General features: G+C 55.8%; 13 protein-coding genes and 3 pseudogenes. 9 read left to right on the top strand and 7 right to left on the bottom strand.

The annotated features are described in order from the left end of the window. Positions 1–71 precede the first annotated feature (71 nt). Positions 72–1007 (bottom strand): LysR substrate-binding domain-containing protein, encoded by a 936-nt coding sequence (locus PQR40_RS35975; RefSeq protein WP_408511020.1) that lies wholly within the window; start codon positions 1005–1007, stop codon positions 72–74. A 210-nt stretch (positions 1008–1217) separates the two neighbouring features. On the opposite strand from PQR40_RS35975, the gene PQR40_RS35970 reads away from it, so the two are divergent. The 6 genes and pseudogenes from PQR40_RS35970 to PQR40_RS35945 form a co-directional block, all read left to right on the top strand. After that, positions 1218–2912, top strand: coding sequence for an MFS transporter (locus tag PQR40_RS35970; RefSeq protein WP_408511019.1), 1695 nt, complete (start codon positions 1218–1220; stop codon positions 2910–2912). A gap of 11 nt (positions 2913–2923) precedes the next feature. Beyond that, positions 2924–3757 (top strand): alpha/beta fold hydrolase, encoded by an 834-nt coding sequence (locus PQR40_RS35965; RefSeq protein WP_408511018.1) that lies wholly within the window; start codon positions 2924–2926, stop codon positions 3755–3757. 4 nt (positions 3758–3761) lie between these two features. Next, positions 3762–4538: a short-chain dehydrogenase/reductase gene (locus PQR40_RS35960; RefSeq protein WP_408511017.1), complete on the top strand. Its 777-nt coding sequence runs from the start codon at positions 3762–3764 to the stop codon at positions 4536–4538. Between the two features lie 187 nt (positions 4539–4725). Beyond that, positions 4726–5880 carry an iron-containing alcohol dehydrogenase gene (locus PQR40_RS35955; RefSeq protein ID WP_408511016.1) on the top strand — a complete coding sequence of 385 codons (1155 nt, stop codon included), beginning with the start codon at positions 4726–4728 and terminating at the stop codon, positions 5878–5880. A gap of 18 nt (positions 5881–5898) precedes the next feature. Beyond that, positions 5899–6339, top strand: coding sequence for an acyl-CoA thioesterase (locus tag PQR40_RS35950; protein ID WP_408511058.1), 441 nt, complete (start codon positions 5899–5901; stop codon positions 6337–6339). 107 nt (positions 6340–6446) lie between these two features. Further along, positions 6447–6665 (top strand): annotated as a pseudogene (locus PQR40_RS35945) (aldehyde dehydrogenase family protein); the annotation flags it as partial. An 822-nt stretch (positions 6666–7487) separates the two neighbouring features. Here the strand turns inward: PQR40_RS35945 and PQR40_RS35940 are convergent. The 6 genes from PQR40_RS35940 to PQR40_RS35915 all read right to left on the bottom strand — a co-directional run bounded on the left by PQR40_RS35940 (position 7488) and on the right by PQR40_RS35915 (position 13800). Then, positions 7488–9035, bottom strand: a complete 1548-nt coding sequence (locus tag PQR40_RS35940) for a class I adenylate-forming enzyme family protein (protein ID WP_408511015.1) — start codon at positions 9033–9035, stop codon at positions 7488–7490. Between the two features lie 15 nt (positions 9036–9050). Further along, on the bottom strand, positions 9051–9758 hold the full coding sequence (locus PQR40_RS35935; RefSeq protein WP_408511014.1) for a nitroreductase: 708 nt from the start codon (positions 9756–9758) through the stop codon (positions 9051–9053). Next, entirely contained in the window at positions 9755–10975 is a 1221-nt protein-coding gene (locus PQR40_RS35930; RefSeq protein WP_408511013.1) for an MFS transporter, read from the bottom strand. The genes PQR40_RS35935 and PQR40_RS35930 overlap by 4 nt, the downstream gene beginning before the upstream one ends. A 298-nt stretch (positions 10976–11273) precedes the next feature. Continuing rightward, on the bottom strand, positions 11274–11960 hold the full coding sequence (locus tag PQR40_RS35925) for a FadR/GntR family transcriptional regulator (RefSeq protein ID WP_408511012.1): 687 nt from the start codon (positions 11958–11960) through the stop codon (positions 11274–11276). A gap of 631 nt (positions 11961–12591) precedes the next feature. Beyond that, positions 12592–13320: a site-specific integrase gene (locus tag PQR40_RS35920; protein ID WP_408511011.1), complete on the bottom strand. Its 729-nt coding sequence runs from the start codon at positions 13318–13320 to the stop codon at positions 12592–12594. Positions 13321–13515: 195 nt separating this feature from the next. Continuing rightward, positions 13516–13800 (bottom strand): H-NS histone family protein, encoded by a 285-nt coding sequence (locus PQR40_RS35915; RefSeq protein WP_408511010.1) that lies wholly within the window; start codon positions 13798–13800, stop codon positions 13516–13518. Between the two features lie 188 nt (positions 13801–13988). On the opposite strand from PQR40_RS35915, the pseudogene PQR40_RS35910 reads away from it, so the two are divergent. The 3 genes and pseudogenes from PQR40_RS35910 to ltrA all read left to right on the top strand — a co-directional run. Continuing rightward, positions 13989–14225, top strand: a pseudogene (locus PQR40_RS35910) (SET domain-containing protein); the annotation flags it as partial. A 68-nt stretch (positions 14226–14293) separates the two neighbouring features. Further along, positions 14294–14549 (top strand): annotated as a pseudogene (locus tag PQR40_RS35905) (IS6 family transposase); the annotation flags it as partial. 680 nt (positions 14550–15229) lie between these two features. After that, positions 15230–16771, top strand: a complete 1542-nt coding sequence (gene ltrA / locus PQR40_RS35900) for a group II intron reverse transcriptase/maturase (RefSeq protein WP_459252665.1) — start codon at positions 15230–15232, stop codon at positions 16769–16771. Positions 16772–16828 lie beyond the last annotated feature (57 nt).

Raw genomic sequence — 16828 nt, 5'->3', positions numbered from 1 at the left:
CCTCTAGAGGCGCTAGCTTGAAGGAATCCGATGGATTCAGTTGATACAAGGTGTTTTCAGCGAACGGTTCGCTAGGCTCTCTGCGTCTCTATTGCGCCTGCACCGGTCCATAATTTCGACGCAAGAAGATTGTCAAGTATCGCTAGAACACGTTCTCGAACGACTTCTGCCGCCCGTCCTAGCGGCAACGAGTCCGAAACGCAAAGCGACAGCTCCCGCTGCAGCGACCGGCTGGTTATAGAGGCAATACAGACTACTCCACGTGCGATGTCGTCTGCGACTGCAGTCCATGGCAATACAGTCCACCCAATTCCAGCGGCGACCAGACGGACTAGCATGTCCGTTGCGCTGACCTCGCTGACGAGTCTGTACTTCAGATGCTCGTCTAGAAGCGCAGCCTCGATTCTTTGCCGGATGGTGCTCGGAGCACTTGGAAGGATCAGGGGGTGAGCCGCCAAGTCTTTCAATCGAATGGAGTTCTTCTTCGGTCGATCCTGCGCCGGCAAGATGACGTAAAGCTTCTCAAGCAGAATCGGCGTGATGGTCGTCCCACGCCGCGGTTGCGCGTCGACAGCAATTGCGATGTCCAGCTTTCCCGCTGCAACTAAATCGACAAGCTCAGCACTTGGGCGCTCGACAATCTCGAGCAAAATCCCCTCGAAGCTTGCCAACTCCTTGAGCAAAGGAACTGCCAGCAACTTGCCCGTGCTGCCGGGTATTCCTATGGCTACTCTGCCGCTAGGGCGCTCGGTTTCTTGTGACACGGCAAGCCGGACGTCTTCGAACTGTTTCAATAGGGACTTCGCGTGTCGATACAGTACGTCGCCGGCGGGCGTGGGTTTGACACCCTGAACACTTCGGTCGAACAGGCGCGTCTGTAGTTCTGATTCAAGATTCGCCATCTGTTGACTCAAGGCGGGTTGCGCAATGCACAACGCTTCGGACGCCCTCGTCATGTTGCCGAGCTCTGCGATTCGCGCGAAATATTTCAACTGCTTAAAGTCCATCCGCCTGTCTCCATTGTGTGCGAAGCAGTATTTCATCGTATGCCATTCCATAAGTCTAGGCGATCGGCCGATATGTTTTCCATATTTTTATTGTATCGATGAAGAACTTACACTTGGTGCCTAGAGTGACCTTGGCCGCATTGGGATAGACGAAATATCCCACGAAAGAAGGCGGTGGCAAGGCGCAACAACTTCGATGGAGACAATCTGATGAACACTCGAGCGCAGAGGCTGCTTGTGGACGCGCTGCCGGCTACGACAACGAACGTGCAGCGGCGAGTCATTTTCGCCTCCTCACTGGGGACGATGTTCGAATGGTATGACTTCTTTCTTGCCGGGGCTCTCGCAGTCCAAATCTCGAAGAGCATTTTCTCGGGCGTTAATCCCGCGGCGGCTTTCATTTTCACGTTGCTCAGCTTTGCAGCGGGTTTCGCAGTTCGCCCATTCGGTGCGCTTGTTTTTGGGCGGATCGGCGACCTGGTAGGTCGAAAGTACACCTTCCTTTTCACGATTGCCTTGATGGGCGGCGCAACATTCGTTATCGGGTTGCTACCCGGCTACAGCGTGATTGGCCTTGCTGCTCCGATCTTGTTCGTCGGCATGCGAATGCTGCAGGGCTTGGCGCTCGGCGGAGAATACGGGGGCGCTGTCGTGTATGTCGCAGAGCATACATCCAATTCTCAGCGCGGTGCGAAGACGGCATGGATTCAGGCTACTGCGGCGCTCGGATTGCTGCTTTCCTTGGCAGTGATTCTGCCGACTCGTTTCATGCTCGGAGAGGCTGAGTTCTCGGCATGGGGATGGCGAGTTCCGTTTCTGATGTCCATGGTGCTGCTATTGGTTTCGCTGTGGCTTCGCCTCAAGCTTCACGAATCTCCTGAGTTCGAGAAAATGAAGAAAGAGGGGGCGACTTCGAAGGCGCCAATTTCGGAGGCGTTTGGGCAGTGGAAAAACCTGAAGCTTGTGTTGCTTGCCTTGTTCGGCATGGTGATGGGTCAAGCAGTCGTCTGGTATGCGGGACAGTTTTACACGATGTTCTTCCTAACCCAGACGCTGAGAGTCGATGGAGGAACATCTAATCTTCTGATTATCATCGCGACGATTGTCACCACACCGTTCTACGTGATCTTCGGCAAACTCTCCGACCGCATCGGCCGCAAGCCTATTTTCCTCACCGGGTGCCTGCTGGCTGCTCTGTTCTTCTTCCCGCTTTTCAAGGCGCTGACACACTATGCAAATCCTGCACTGGAGATCGCCCAGCAGCGAGCCCCTATCACTGTGATGGCGGATCCGGCAGAATGCGGCTTTCAGTTCAACCCGGTTGGCACAGCAAAGTTCACGAGTTCGTGCGACATTGCTCGAAGTGCGATTACGAAAGCAGGCTTGAACTATGTTGATCAACCTCTTCCCCCAGGGTCGGTGGCACGAGTGAAGATTGGTGCAGCAGACATCGCAAGTTACAGCGGTCTTGCGCCTGATGCCGTAGCCAAGGGCCATGCATTTGACGTATCAATTTCGAGTGCGCTTAAAGTGAGCGGGTACAGCATTGGGGTAGCCGACCCTACACAGATGAACAAGCCAATGACCGTCCTCATCCTAGTCGTGCTTATGCTGTTCGGGACGATGACCTACGGACCAATCGCAGCGATGCTTGTTGAACTGTTCCCGTCGCGTATCCGGTACACAGCAATGTCGTTGCCGTATCACATCGGTATTGGATGGTTCGGTGGCTTCTTACCCGCAGCCTCGTTCGCGATTTCGGCGGCCACAGGCAACATTTACTCGGGGCTTTGGTATCCCGTGACTCTCGCTGCCATTTGCTTCGTCATTTGTCTATTGTTCGTCCGTGAAAGCAAGGATGTGGACATCTACACTACGACAGCCCGTCAACGTGCGGGCCAATAAAGGAGACGGGGATGGCACTCGCTAACTCAAATGGCGTAAAGCTCTATGTCGAATCGACGGGGAGCGGTACGCCGATTGTTTTTGTCCATGAATTCGCTGGAGATCACCGGAACTGGGAGAACCAGGTTCGTTTCTTCTCTCGACGCTTTCGATGCATCACGTACAACGCCCGCGGATATCCTCCGTCGGAAGTGCCAGAGAGCATCGAGGATTATGGACAGTCACATTCAGTGGAAGACATCGCAAATGTGATGCGTCACTGTGGCGTGAAAAACGCTCATATCGTTGGCCTTTCTATGGGGGGCTATGCTACCGTTAACTTCGGAATCGCTCATCCGGACATGGCAAGGTCACTCGTCATAGCCGGAGCCGGGCACGGCTCCGACCCGGAAAAGCGGGAGCAATTTCTCCTTGACAGCGCAGAACTCGCCGAGCGCCTCGTGACGCTTGGAATGCAGGAGGGGATTGTGCATTACGCGAACAGCGCAATTCGTCGCAGGTACAAAGAGAAAGATCCGCGAGGGTTCGAAGAATTCAACCGGCAGTTTGCCGAGCATTCTGCGCTTGGTTCTTCTTTGACAACGCGTGGATATCAAATGCGCCGCTCAACAATATACGAGCTGGAGACCAAGCTGAAAGGGATGAGCGTGCCGTCGATGATCGTGACGGGAGACGATGATGAGCCTTGCCTTGCGCCGGCGCTCTTCATGAAACGGACGATTCCTGACGCACGCTTGTGGGTCGTGCCGAGGACTACGCATCCGGTTAACCTCGAAGAGCCGGACGTGTTCAATCGTGTCGTGCTCGATTTTGTTACAGAGATTGACCAGAAGGCGATGGGGTGACGTCATGGACCTTAAACTCGGTGGCAAGAAAGTTGTTATCACTGGTGGCTCGCGAGGTATTGGGTTCGCGTGCGCAGAGCTTTTCGCGGAAGAAGGGTGTCAGGTGACTGTGGTGGGAAGCAACGAAGCTTCTGTTGCGCACGCAGCTTTGCGGCTTCGAGCGGTTTACAGCGCGACAATCGACGCGTTGTGCGTCGATCTAGGTCATCCCGACGGCGTAGGAAGGCTCGCGAAAACCCTGCGCGAATCTGACATTGTCGTGAACAACGCCGGTTCCATTCCTGGTGGCGGCCTCGACACTGTTGATGATTCAACGTGGCGAGCTTCATGGGACCTAAAGGTGTTTGGCTACATAAACGCCTCGCGTGAGGCTCTCCCGGCAATGATTGATCGGGGACGCGGCGTAATTATCAACATCATCGGCATTGCAGGCGCGAGTCCACGCTACGACTATCTATGCGGCTCTATGGCGAACTCTGCGCTGATTACTTTCACGAGGGCAGCCGGCGCATACGCGGCAAATAAGGGCGTGAGGGTTGTCGGTATCAATCCAGGGCCCACCGAGACGGACCGCTTGGTATCACTTTACAAGTCGAGAGCCCAACAACGATTCGGGGATGAATCTAAGTGGCAAGAGATGCTTGTGCATCTTCCGTTCGGGCGGCCGGCGAAGCCCGGAGAGATCGCCGACCTGGTGGTGTTCGCTGCATCGGCGCGGGCGTCCTATTTGAGTGGGGTCGTCATTGATGCCGATGGCGGAGCAATGTACAGCGACCGTTAGCTCATTTTCCGGCCGTCAAAGGATACATGGGGCGTCAGGGTGCTAAAGGCTCCGTTGGACACGCTTGGGATTCGTGGAGCAACTCAACCAAATTAAACGCAACGGCATCGTGCGTGTTGGCTAGTCGCTCGGATCTACGAGACGGCGCGAAAAGAGACGGCTAATTGTGGGAAAGAAGGAGATTTTTGTGAGCACATTTTCTTTTGAAACGACACCACGCATTATCTGCGAACAAGGTAGCGCGACAAAACTGCACGAACTCGTTCTGGGTCTTGGCGGAAGCCGGGTTTTGATCGTTACAGACCAGGGAATGTTGAAGAGCGGGGTACTTCAACAGGCGCTTGATGCGCTGTCGGAATCGAGTCTGTCGTTCGAACTCTTTTCTGACGTTCAAGCAGACCCGCCCGAGTCCATCATCGAGGATGCCATCGCAGTGGCGGTCACGAAAAAAATCGACGCGGTAGTCGGTATCGGAGGCGGCAGTTCGATGGATACGGCAAAGCTTGTGGCTTTGCTGGCGAAGACGAGGCAGCCGCTGTCGGAACTCTATGGCATCGGATTAGCCAAGGGCCCTCGGTTGCCCTTGATTCAGATTCCAACGACGGCAGGTACGGGGTCCGAGGTCACTCCTATCTCAATTGTGACGACACCAAGCCATGAGAAGAAGGGGGTCGTTTCTCCACTGCTGTATCCTGATATCGCCGTGCTGGATGGTGTTCTGACGTTGGGGTTGCCCGCACATGTGACAGCGATGACCGGTATCGATGCAATGGTGCATGCCATTGAGGCCTATACAAGCCGGCATAAGAAGAACCCGCTGTCCGATATGTTTGCGATCAAGGCGCTGCAATTGCTGTACGGCAATATCCGTTCTGCTGTGTCGGACGGCAAGGACCCGGTGGTGCGTCAGAATATGCTCCTCGGTTCGCTGATGGCCGGGATTGCATTTGCCAACGCTCCAGTTGCCGCCGTGCATGCCCTTGCTTATCCTCTAGGCGGTCACTTCGGACTGCCCCACGGCCTCAGCAACTCGCTGATGTTGGCTCCAGTACTACGTTTCAACCAGTCGATTGCGGCGGGCCAATACGCGGAGCTTGGGCGCGTGATTCTGCCTGAGTCCGCCGGCATGGACGACGACAACGCCTCTCGGGTCTTCATCCACACGATCAGCTCGCTTGTCGCCGAGATGCCATATTCCCAGACGCTCAAAGACGCGGGTGTCGCCGAAAGCGACCTCGTAATGCTCGCTACCGACGCAATGAAGGTTCAGCGTCTCTTGATGAACAATCCTCGCGACGTCGTGTATGAGGATGCACTTGCGTTGTATCAGGCAGCCTACTAACGAGGGGTGTATATGAACATGCGTGACGCTGGCAGGGACGATTTCGTCTACTTCATCGCGGTGCCAACCCGTTGGATGGACAACGATATCTACGGGCATGTCAACAATGTCAACTACTACAGCTACTTCGATACTGCAGTTAACCGTTTCCTGATTGACCGTGGTGTTTTGGACATTCAGAAGGACGATATCGTTGGATTTGTCGTCGACACTGGCTGCTCGTACTTCAAATCGCTGGCTTTTCCTGACGCTGTGCATGTCGGTCTACGAATCGGAAAGATTGGAAGTTCAAGTGTTCGTTACGAACTCGCAATTTTTCGGAACGACGAAAGCCACCCTTGCGCCGCCGGGCATTTTGTTCACGTTTACGTCGACCAGAGAAGGGGGCTTTCGGTACCAATGCCAAACTGTGCGAGAGCACTTTTTCAATCGACCTTGGAAGTAGCAGCAAGCGCCTGATTTCGGCAGGATTTGCTGCACAACCCGGAGGCCTGCGCATACGTTTCAGATGTCCGTGCGCAGGCTGATGCAAGTCGTCCTGTGCTTGCCCTTTCGTATGGACCGAGAGCATGCGCCGAAGCGTGTTGATGTTGGAGAGGCTCGAGGCAGGGATGGTTTGGATAGATATGTATCGAACGGTGGGCTACTTGTCGTCGTTTGGCGCCCATAAGCGATCGGGCTTGGGGCATGAAAACGGTTTTGACGCTGTCCACGAATACCTGCAAACGAAAAGCGTTTGGAGTAGCACAGGGACTGAAATTCCTGATCCATTTGTGTTGCGCTAGGCTGGTGTTAAACCTATGCGGATCATGCGCCCCCTGGCGTCTTGACTGTCGGAGGTCGCAGCGATAGCTCCGTGAAGGACGGTAAAGCGGCTAATCGTGTCCTCCTGAGACGCGAAACGGATTCATGGACAGGACTCTGCCAAGTATCCGTGAGTAACTGCGTTCGACCGCTCTATCGAATGGCGCTACCGACGCGGCGCGGGCGCGGATATTGATCGGCGCGTCACGCTTTGTACCCGGCTAATCCTCGCGCAGAAAGTTGGTCCTTTCGAGCCAAGCACCACGCGTCGAGTTAACTTCGCTGAAGAGACAATCGAATATCTGGCCGCTGGCAGCCTCCAAAGCTATGTCACCTGTCTCTACCGCGGGACCAGCCTCGAGATCGGCTATAGAAGTCACAATGGTCGAAGGATGCTTGCAAGCCGCCTGGTTGCGGAGGGCCTTTCGTTCGACACGGTGCAGTTGCTGCCTGGGCGGTCCCATCTGGATCATCTTGGCCCGTATCTAAGGGTGACTCGGCGGGAACGATGGAAATGTGTCAGGACATTCGAAGGGTTTTTGATAATGCTCCGCGCCGGCGCAGAAGGCCTCGTCGCCGACCCCAGTAATCACTACGCAGCGTACGTCAGTGGCGTCCAGCCGGGGCTACATGTCGGCGAGCGCTTCTAACATATCGAGGGTTAATGAGTTACGCCTTGCAAGGTTGTCTATCGGGACGACAACGACATGCGGCCCATGCTCGCTCACGTGAATAGGCATCGGGATTTCTCGGTTCAGGTCGCGGCGTTCAAGGGGCGAATCCGGGTGGATGGCAATCAAAAACTAGATGACACGATTCTTTCCTTTCCAGAATTGGGCACGAATGTCTTTTTTCAGCACTTTCCCGAACGCACTCTTTGGTAAGGTCTCCCAAATCACTACATTCTTTGGCGCTTTGATGCTCCCGAGCGCCTTCTTGCAGTAGTCAATCAGTTCGGTTTCTTGTAGCTGCATGCCAATCTTGAGTTCCACCACTGCGGTTACCGCTTCGCCCCATTTTTCGTCCGGTACGCCGATCACAGCGCAATCCTGGATCGCTGGATGAGTCCAGATCACTTGTTCGATTTCACTGGGATAGATGTTGAACGCGCCGCTGATGATTATGTCCTTCAGACGATCGACGATATAAATGTATCCGTGAACATCTCGGTAGCCGATATCGCCCGTATGTAGACGACCATCGCGCAATGTGTGGGCCGTTTCTTCGGGGTTGTCGAGATAACCGAGCATAAGGTTCAGACTACGGCTGACGATCTCTCCGCGCTGGTTTGGGGCAAGAGAGCACCCATCGGTGTCGACCACGTCGACCATCGAGTTGGGACCGCCGCGGCCACAGCTTGCGAGACGTCCTACGTCATGCTTGAGCGCCAGCCCATGTTCGATCGGGGACAAGATCGAGGTAGTACTTGCCGACTCGGACAGTCCATAGAGCTGCGTCATAACGGGACCGAATAGTCGCCAGGCATCCTTCAGGCGGTTGACGGACATAGGCATGGATCCATACATTACATAGCGCAACGAGGACAGATCGAAGGAGCCTGCTTCAGGCAACGCCAGAATTGAATAAATTAGCGTCGGCGGTAGAAACAAGGTCGTTACGCTAAATTGCTCTATAGCTTGAAGGATAGATCGTGGATCCGTATCCTCATGAATGATTTGTTCGCCGCCAACTGCGAATATTGACATGGCGATCTCTCCGGAAACGTGACTCAGTGGTGTCACGATCAAGTTGATCGGCCTTGTGTCGTACGGCAACGCCGATGCATAATCCGCTATAGTCGTCGCCCAAGCGATACTCGGACGCATGACGCTTTTCGGTCGCCCGGTCGATCCGCCCGTATTACGCAGCATGACAATATCGTTTGGCCGCACGTCCGTGTCGTTTACAGTATTGTTGACGTCTTTCAACCAATCAGTTAGAAGATGGACAGAAACCGGTGCTTCATCGATACAGATTACTTTGCGAAGACTGCTAACAGCATGCCGAACGGTCTCGATGTGGGCAATGAAATCACTGTGAAGGAACATGCACTCGACGTTTGTGCCGCTGAGTAAGCTGACCACCTCGCCAACCGTACTCTTTGGACTCAACGCGATCCATACGTAAGGCGTCCGATGCACACCAAACTGACAAGCGAAGAACATTGGATGATTTGGTGCCCATATCGCCACCCGGGCACCGCTCTCCAAACCTTCAGACCTCAGCGCATTTGCAATGCGACGGCTGCAGCTTTGTAGTTCTCGATAGCTGATTTTTGTTTCGCGGTAGCGGACTGCAATGGCGTCCGCGTTTGCGTTGACGGCTTTGTCTAGAAAATCGAATAGGCGCATCACCTTCTCCTTGAATTAATCCGGGATGGCTTCGATAAATCGCGCGAATTTCGACAGGGGTTCCCGCTCGGTGCGCATTTGGTTGACGACTGCGTCAGGTTCGGCGAAGCCAATAGCCATTCCGCAAACCACCATCTCTGACTCGGGGATGCTTAAGCACGATCTGACGACGTCGTAGTAGAAGGCCCATGCACCTTGAGCACAGCTATCGAGACCGGCATCGCGTGCACACAGCATTATCGATTGCATGAACATGCCGAGGTCGAGCCAGCTACCGTTTCGGAGCACCTTGTCCAGCGTAAATATCAGGCCTACGGGTGCGCCAAAGAATTCGAAATTTCGCCCAGCCACTTTCCAACTGGCACGGCGGTCGCCCGCTTCGACACCTAGTCGCTGGTACATATCCCACCCCACCTTCCGGCAGCGCCCGAGATAGGGCTCCTCCATAGGACGCGGGTAATACTCGTATTCACCGAACGGCATATCTCGACCCTCCCGCTCCGGTTCTGTTTCCCGCATCGCGAGCACCTGATTACACAGGTTTCGCCTGGCAGTGCCACTGACAACATAAACTTTCCATGGCTGAGTGTTTGTGCCGCTTGGCGCGCGCGACGCGTTGGTCAGTATTTGTTCTATCACCTCCCTGGGAATCGCTGCGTTGGTGAACGCGCGGACAGATCGGCGGCTCAATAGAGCTTCGGAGACAGTCATTTCAGAGTTCATGGCAGGGTCTCCTGCAGCGACACATGTACCTGTCGCGGGAGATCGCCTGCTTGCTGGAGGTCGATATGACGGGTTTCTGTCGAACCCGTCGTGGCCGCGACGACTGATAAGACCATCAGGATCAAAAAAGCAATTGTCCGCCATTGCGCACCGGTTGTATCCTGCAACGCGCTCGTTGCCATGACTGGACATAGCCCCACGCTGGCGGAGTCACTTGGTTGTTTACTCAGATTGATGCCGCCGCAGCGCATACGCGCTTCGAATGATTTCGCGAAGACCGCACTCTCCGTTGCATATATCAACAGAGTGAACACACTCCACCAAATCACGATCGTGAACGGAACCCAAACAGGATTGAAGGTCTGGAGTAGTGCGAAATATGACAGCGAGAATGGCACCACCGTTGCAGTGCCGGGAAATATCAGATGCTTTCTGTCTATGCCGTCCGACGCGAGACCGACAGGCGGAGTGGTAACCATTGCGAGCGCCAAGGCATCAACAATGGTCGTTAGAAAGGGAGTTTTGGAATTATGCAAGGTCGTCGCCGCATAGGAGCTCGTGACGACTGCCGTCCTCCCAGCAAGCGCACCCAACCGGACGACAAAGGTGATCAATATTTGTTCGGAATGGTTTGTTACTAGTTCAAGGGGAGGTATCGTCGGATCATTGCCGTGGCGCTCTTGCTTAGCGCGCGTAGGGGGTTCGAGAGCCCGGGATCGCCCGGCGAGTACGATCGCGACCAACATCATCGTTAGCAGGAACAGAGTGTGCCGCTCCGACGGGGCGAAATGCGGTCCGGAGATTTTTGATACAAGCGTCATTGCGCCGAAAGACAGGAGGATGCCGAAGCTATTGCCAATTGGCGAGAGCGGCCCAGATAAACACCGATGCTGTTGCGGCACGTTGTCAACGATGTTCAGGGTAGCTCCGGCCAGGATGATGCTTTGAACCACATGCAATGGGACGAGCGACGAAGCAAACCAGATGCCTGAGACCGCGTGACCCGGCGGGCAATCAACCAATGCAGATGCGCCGCCCATCATGACCAGCGTTAGCATCAGGGTGAACTTTCTATCTCGGGTGGTCCCGTAATGGTCGACGCTCTGACTGCCGAGAAAGCGCGCGCAAACGCCGGCCGCGCGCGCGCTCAATGCCATGATAGCTCCCGCCACTGGATCAAGAGCTTGGAAGAACAATCTCCTGAAGATCAGCGGCATGGTCGTGCAATACGGGAGGAAAGCGTGCTGATCTGGCGCCGTGCAACCCATGCTGGATCCAGCGACTAGTGCCCCGCTCTGCACAGTTTTTCCGTTCTTTGCCATTGTTCCCCAAGGATCTCGTTGCGCGGATTCTTTGGATGTTCGCTGGTAAGTGAAAGATACTATTAAGCTATCAGGCTGTCTGATAGCTTAATGCAAAAAAATACCTATTCCAAATTATTTTGTGGGGGATGGGATCAGGCAGTGCGCATGCGTCGTGAAGATTTATTGCAACTGTCACCGAGAAGCGGTGCTCCTAGATATCCGAGGGGGTGCTCATCCCGAGGCGGATGACTATATCGCGGTAGTTCCTGGCCACAGCCGCCGCTGCGCTGGCCGGGTCACGATTCTGAATGGCGTCGATCAGTTCGTCATGGAAGTGAGACATATGTTGTAGCGATCCCATTCCCAACAGGCGTTTGCTGGCCTTTTCAATATCTGGTGCGACCAGTCGATGAGCTTGCACGAAAAACGGATTGCCAGCGGCATCGACTATCAATGCATGGAACTTATAGTCTAGGCTTGAGAAAGCTCCATAGTCTTCAGATTCTATGCACTGAACGCAGGAAGCCCAGCCTTGCCGGATGGCCAACATCTGCTCGTCCGTGCGGTGCAATGCGGCGAGGCGAGCACTGGCACTCTCTATGCATAAGCGAAACTGCTGGGCCTGTTCGATCTCGGTCGCGGAAAATCCTGCGTCAAGTTTTACTTCACTGGCCGTTTCCGCTGTCACATAGGTACCGACGCCATTGCGAGATTCCAGAATCCCCAGATGGGACAGAACGCGAATCGCCTCGCGAAGCGTTGACCTTCCAATGCCCAGGTTTCGAGCCAGGTCAGCCTCGGAAGGAAGCTTATCGCCGGGGCTGTAGGTTTGTGTTTCGATCATCTTTTTGATAGCCGAGATCACTTCATCAACAAGGTTGTATCGACGCACGATCACTTTTATACGACGCTCCCCAATATTGAATTACAAACCCAAGCCTTCGCTAGGCGCTGATAGTGTATATGAACGCTTTCAATTCACCAGTCGCAACTGGTGCACTGAGGACCATTAGACGCACGTTGAACTCAATAATGAGTAGCAACTCAAGTACGAGCAGTGAGGAAAGCAAAACCGCTCAGCGACTGTGCGTCTCGATTTTGCTTGGGCAAGATGCTAAGCGCCATCCACTTTGCCCGTCCACGTACCGGTCGCTATCCGTTGATCTGACTTGCGTTCGCCACCCCAAATGCGGGCGCTGTCAATTTAGCGGCCGTCGCGGCAGCTACCTTGGTAGCTCATGAGAGACCTCCGAGAGGTGGCTGTGCCAATTCGAATGAACCGGCAAGTCCGGTCTGTGGAGCGATAATCAAGGTCAAGTGGCCAAAGCTCGCGCAGGGAGCCCCTTACGCGCCGATGGGCAAGGTCGCGCGCAGACGCACGGCGGTACGCTGGCTGGAGAGGCCGAGGAACCGACTCACTTCTGCGTTGGACTGCCCAGCAAGAAGGTGTCGCGGGGCGAAGGTATTACGTAACAAGCGCGGACTCATGTCGGGTGCCGTGAAGCCGATCGCGTCGAACGCGTCACGCACTATTGCACCCAGAAGGACATCATTGGTCGGCTGTCAGTGGTGCGCGGCGCCGGAAAAAGCAGTGCTTCGGGCACCGCCGGATGATGCCATTGCCAACCACATAGTGCGGGCGTACAGAAAGCAGGCAGGGCGACAATGCGCTCCAGGCGGCGGCCGCTCTTGGGAATGTACAGATGTGGCCGAACGCCGTCGAGGAACGCATGGTTTACGCGCGTTGCTCGCAGTTCTGCGGCAAGTGATACCTGTGCCGAGGAGAAGCGCGACAACAGCCCGGTTGCGGGCGATGCGGGCGTCGCCGCCTGTGACCGCTGGACATGCGCCTGCAGGGCCATGTCCTTGGCAGGATCAAGAAAGAGCGGCTCTGGCTCCTCATCTGGCCACGCAGCCGTCAGGGCGAAGATCGCTGCAGGATTGCTTTGTCGCATGCCGACGTCGACCAGATGCCGGCAGAGCCGATCGATGAGTTTGGTATAGCGCAGGCGAGTCGTGGTGTCAGGGGCGCAGCGATTGTCGACGTCGGCGAAGAAAGACTCAAGATGCTCCGGGCCGAATTCGGCCAAAGTCGTTGGCCGCTGTGAAAGATGCCTCAAGAAGCGGTCAAACATCGCCTTGTGCTGAATGATGGACTGTTGGGAAAAGCGGCGACGGTCTGCCCCCGCGGCGTCAGTCGCCTGCCAGTCCAGATAGGCCGCATGCGGCTCAGTCGTCCACGAAGTCGGAATATCCATTCCTGTCCGCACCTTATATACTGAATTGACGTCGCGACTCCACCAAGCGAATCTCAGATTCGCCAAACCGTCTATAGGGAGAAGGGGTCTTCCCGACGCCGTCCGCGTACGCCATCGCTTGTAGACATGCCGCTCGTGCGCGTTCGACGCTTCGTACACCGCGCGCGAGCATGAGCATGAGGTCCACAGCAGTCGTCATTCTTCGATGCGGAAACGTTCGGCGTCGTTGTCCTTCATCCATTGCGGTGGTCGTCCACGACCGCTCCAGGTATCGCCCGTTCCGGGGTTCCGGTACTTCGCCGGTGCCGCCTGCCCCGGGTTCTTGCGTCGTTTGCCAAAGATGTCTTCTGGCGAGAAACCGAAAGCAGTGACGATCTTGCGCACGTCCTCCAGAGCGGCCGCGGCCTCCGCCCGTCGAGCCTCCTCGATTTGCTGTTCCAATTCTTTCTTCTGCTCCAGTAATTCCTTGTATCGTGCCATCGTCCCAGATTCCTTTCAGGGTGAGGGTCCAATTCTACTTGGCAGATCGCCTAGTCAAGCGCGCAGAGCATCACTTCTTCCGCGTCTTTTAGAAACCGCAAAGGGTGGGGCGTACGATATCGCGAATACCTGCGTCGCCATTCTCCTCGGACTCGGGGCGGTCCAGCCATCAAAGTCTCAATCCAACGATGAAAAGAATTTCGGTTCGCTGCTCGCGAGCACACGGCCATGGCGTATTCGCTTTGCGCCCGCTGTGTGCCGGCGAACGCTTGTTCAAGTACACCGGCACGGTTATGAGCTGGAAGCGCGCGGTGAGTCGTCATCGCCAGCATGGCGAGGAGGGACACACGTTCCTGTTCAGCTTATCCGACGGGCGCGTGATTGACGGCTCTCTGGGTGGAAATTGTGCGCGCTGGTTGAATCACGGGCTGTGGTGCAAATAGCGATCAACGAATCGGGTGGAGTGTTGAGCTGATCGATCTGAGGGGCCGCAGTGAGCAGGCTGAAGAGTTTGGACGGGCTGTTCGCCGGCCGTCACTTTGACCGTGACGTAATCATTCTTTGTGTGCTGGTATCTACGCTACAAACTCAGCCTGCGCGATCTGGTCGAGATGATGGCCGAGCGGGGTTTGTCGCTGGCGCACACCACGATCATGCGTTGGCTGATGCGTTTTACGCCGGAGTTCGTCAAGCGCTGGAATCGTTTTGGCATACCCACGGGACGGTCATGGCGTGTTGATGAAACCTACCGTACGCCCAGCCAACGTAGCGCGCCCACATGGGGGTGAAGTTGCTTGAGCATGTTTGGAATGCAGGACCCGGTGGATTTGAAGTTGCGGTACCGGGGCATGCCCTTTCTCTGCTGCGAGAGAAAGTGAGCCGAAGCGGCGGTGACTTGCTGGACACTGGCAAGGTGACGAAGTCCGTGGGAAACGGAGCTTGCGGCGAGGCGGTTACGCCAAGATGAGCTTCCAGGCTGAGCATGGGACGGTTGAGGGACACGAACCTATTGAAACGCATCTGAGGGTTGAATCGTCACCCCTGCCTACACCGCTTAACAGGCAGGACGCGGATCGGCGTCGGTCACAGGTATGGACTGGTGCCGCGAATGCTGGCTGGAGATGTATGCCGGCCAGTTGGAATCACGGAGAGCGCGCAGCTAGACCGTGGTGTCTGCGACGACTTGCGGCAAGCAAGGATAAAGACTGCGATAGGCAACCTCGCCCGTGCGTTGAGTCCAGCATGTGAACTGGGGAAGGCTTGCATAAATGTCAAGGGAGTGTGCCCCCGATGATATGCAGGCTGGCGGAGCCTCCGTAGTAGTCCGAGGCCGGGAAAGCCGGTCACATGGCGAAGGGAGGCAGTTGAAGTGGTTTGCCTGGTTGATTAACTGACCACAATGAGGTGAAGACCTTTGATAATCAGTGAAATGCAAAGCAAACTGGCGACATGGTCGACGGAGGACAAAGAACGCAAGTTCGATCGACTTCTGAGACTGATTGCTGACAGGGATTGGCTGAGCGAAGCGGCTCGCATTACGCTGGCTTCCAGCGGGGCTCGCACGCCAGGCGTGGACGGTGTCAGCAAGCGCATGATGGAGGAGAATCTCCAGCATGAATTGACGACGATACGCGACGAACTGTTGGCGGGCTCGTATAGTCCGCTACCGGCGCGCCGCGTGTACATCCCGAAAGCGAACGGCAAGCTCAGGCCACTCGGCATCCCGAGCCTGCGGGATCGAATTGTTCAACGGGCCATGCTGATGGCGATGGAGCCGATCTGGGAGAGTGATTTCCATCCGGCTTCACATGGCTTCAGACCGGCCCGCAGCGTACATCACGCTGTGCGCATGGTGAGACTTCAGTTAACGGCTGCAGATGAGCAGAGTGCTGCGGGACGCTGGGTCATCGAGGGCGACCTCGCCAGCTACTTCGACACCGTTCATCATCGCCTGCTACTGAAGGGGATCCGCAAGCGCATCGCCGACCAGCGCTTCCTTGCCCTGCTCTGGAAGTTCATCAAGGCGGGATGCGTTGATCACGGTCTGTTCCGTGCCGCGAGTGAAGGTGTTCCTCAAGGCGGAGTTATCTCGCCTCTGCTGTCCAACATCATGTTGCATGAGTTTGATGCGTGGATGGAAGTGAACTTCCTGAACAAGAAGGTACGCAAGGACCGTTGGGCGTGGAACTTCGCTGTTCACAAACAGCGGCCCATTGCTGTGCGAGAAGATCGGCGGTGGAAACCAGCAGTATCCTACTGTCGTTATGCGGATGACTTTGTGGTGGTCGTCAAAGGAACCCGCGCGCACGCCGAAGCAATACGCGAAGCGTGTCGGGAGTTCCTCGAAGGCAAGCTGAAGCTCACGCTGAATATGGAGAAGACCCATATCACGCATGTGAATGACGACGGGTTCGTCTTCCTCGGCCACCGCATCATTCGCAAGCGCGGACCACGCGGCAGCACGCGACCGGTGACAACAATTCCGTGGGAGAAGTATCGGGGCTTTGCCGGGCGGCTGGTCAAACAACTGTCAGGCAATTACAGCATGAACCGGATGGATATGGTGGAAAGCCTGAATCGGCAACTGACGGGATGGGCAACCTTCTACCAGTACACCGACTACACGGCGACCCTGTTTAGCAGGCTGGACCGAACTGTCTTCTGGAAGCTGGGATATTGGCTTGCGCACAAGTACCGGCGTGGCTTCCGGTCGCTGATGCGTGATCATATCCGGGCCCCTGAACCAGGGAGGGCCACGACATGGGTGCTGCAAGGCCGGGATAGTCGGGGTCGGTACGGTGAAGTGGCGCTTCGGCGCCTCGTCACCAGCAGCAAGGGTCGATTCACCTGGCGAACCCCTATAGAAAATCCGTACATATTGCGCGATGAGACACGCCGCACCATCGAGTCGCGCTACGCTGATGTTGCCTTTGCTATGAGCGACACCTCAATGGAGAGCCGGATGCGCTGAGAGGCGCACGTCCGGTTCGGGGAGGAGAAACAGGGAAATAGTTCGACTACGCCCTGT

Origin of the sequence: Paraburkholderia sediminicola, from assembly GCF_046026855.1 — a bacterium.
Classification (GTDB): Bacteria; Pseudomonadota; Gammaproteobacteria; order Burkholderiales; family Burkholderiaceae; genus Paraburkholderia; species Paraburkholderia sediminicola_A.
Note: the sequence above shows the minus strand (reverse complement) of the source record. Positions and strands in the feature narration are given on the sequence as shown.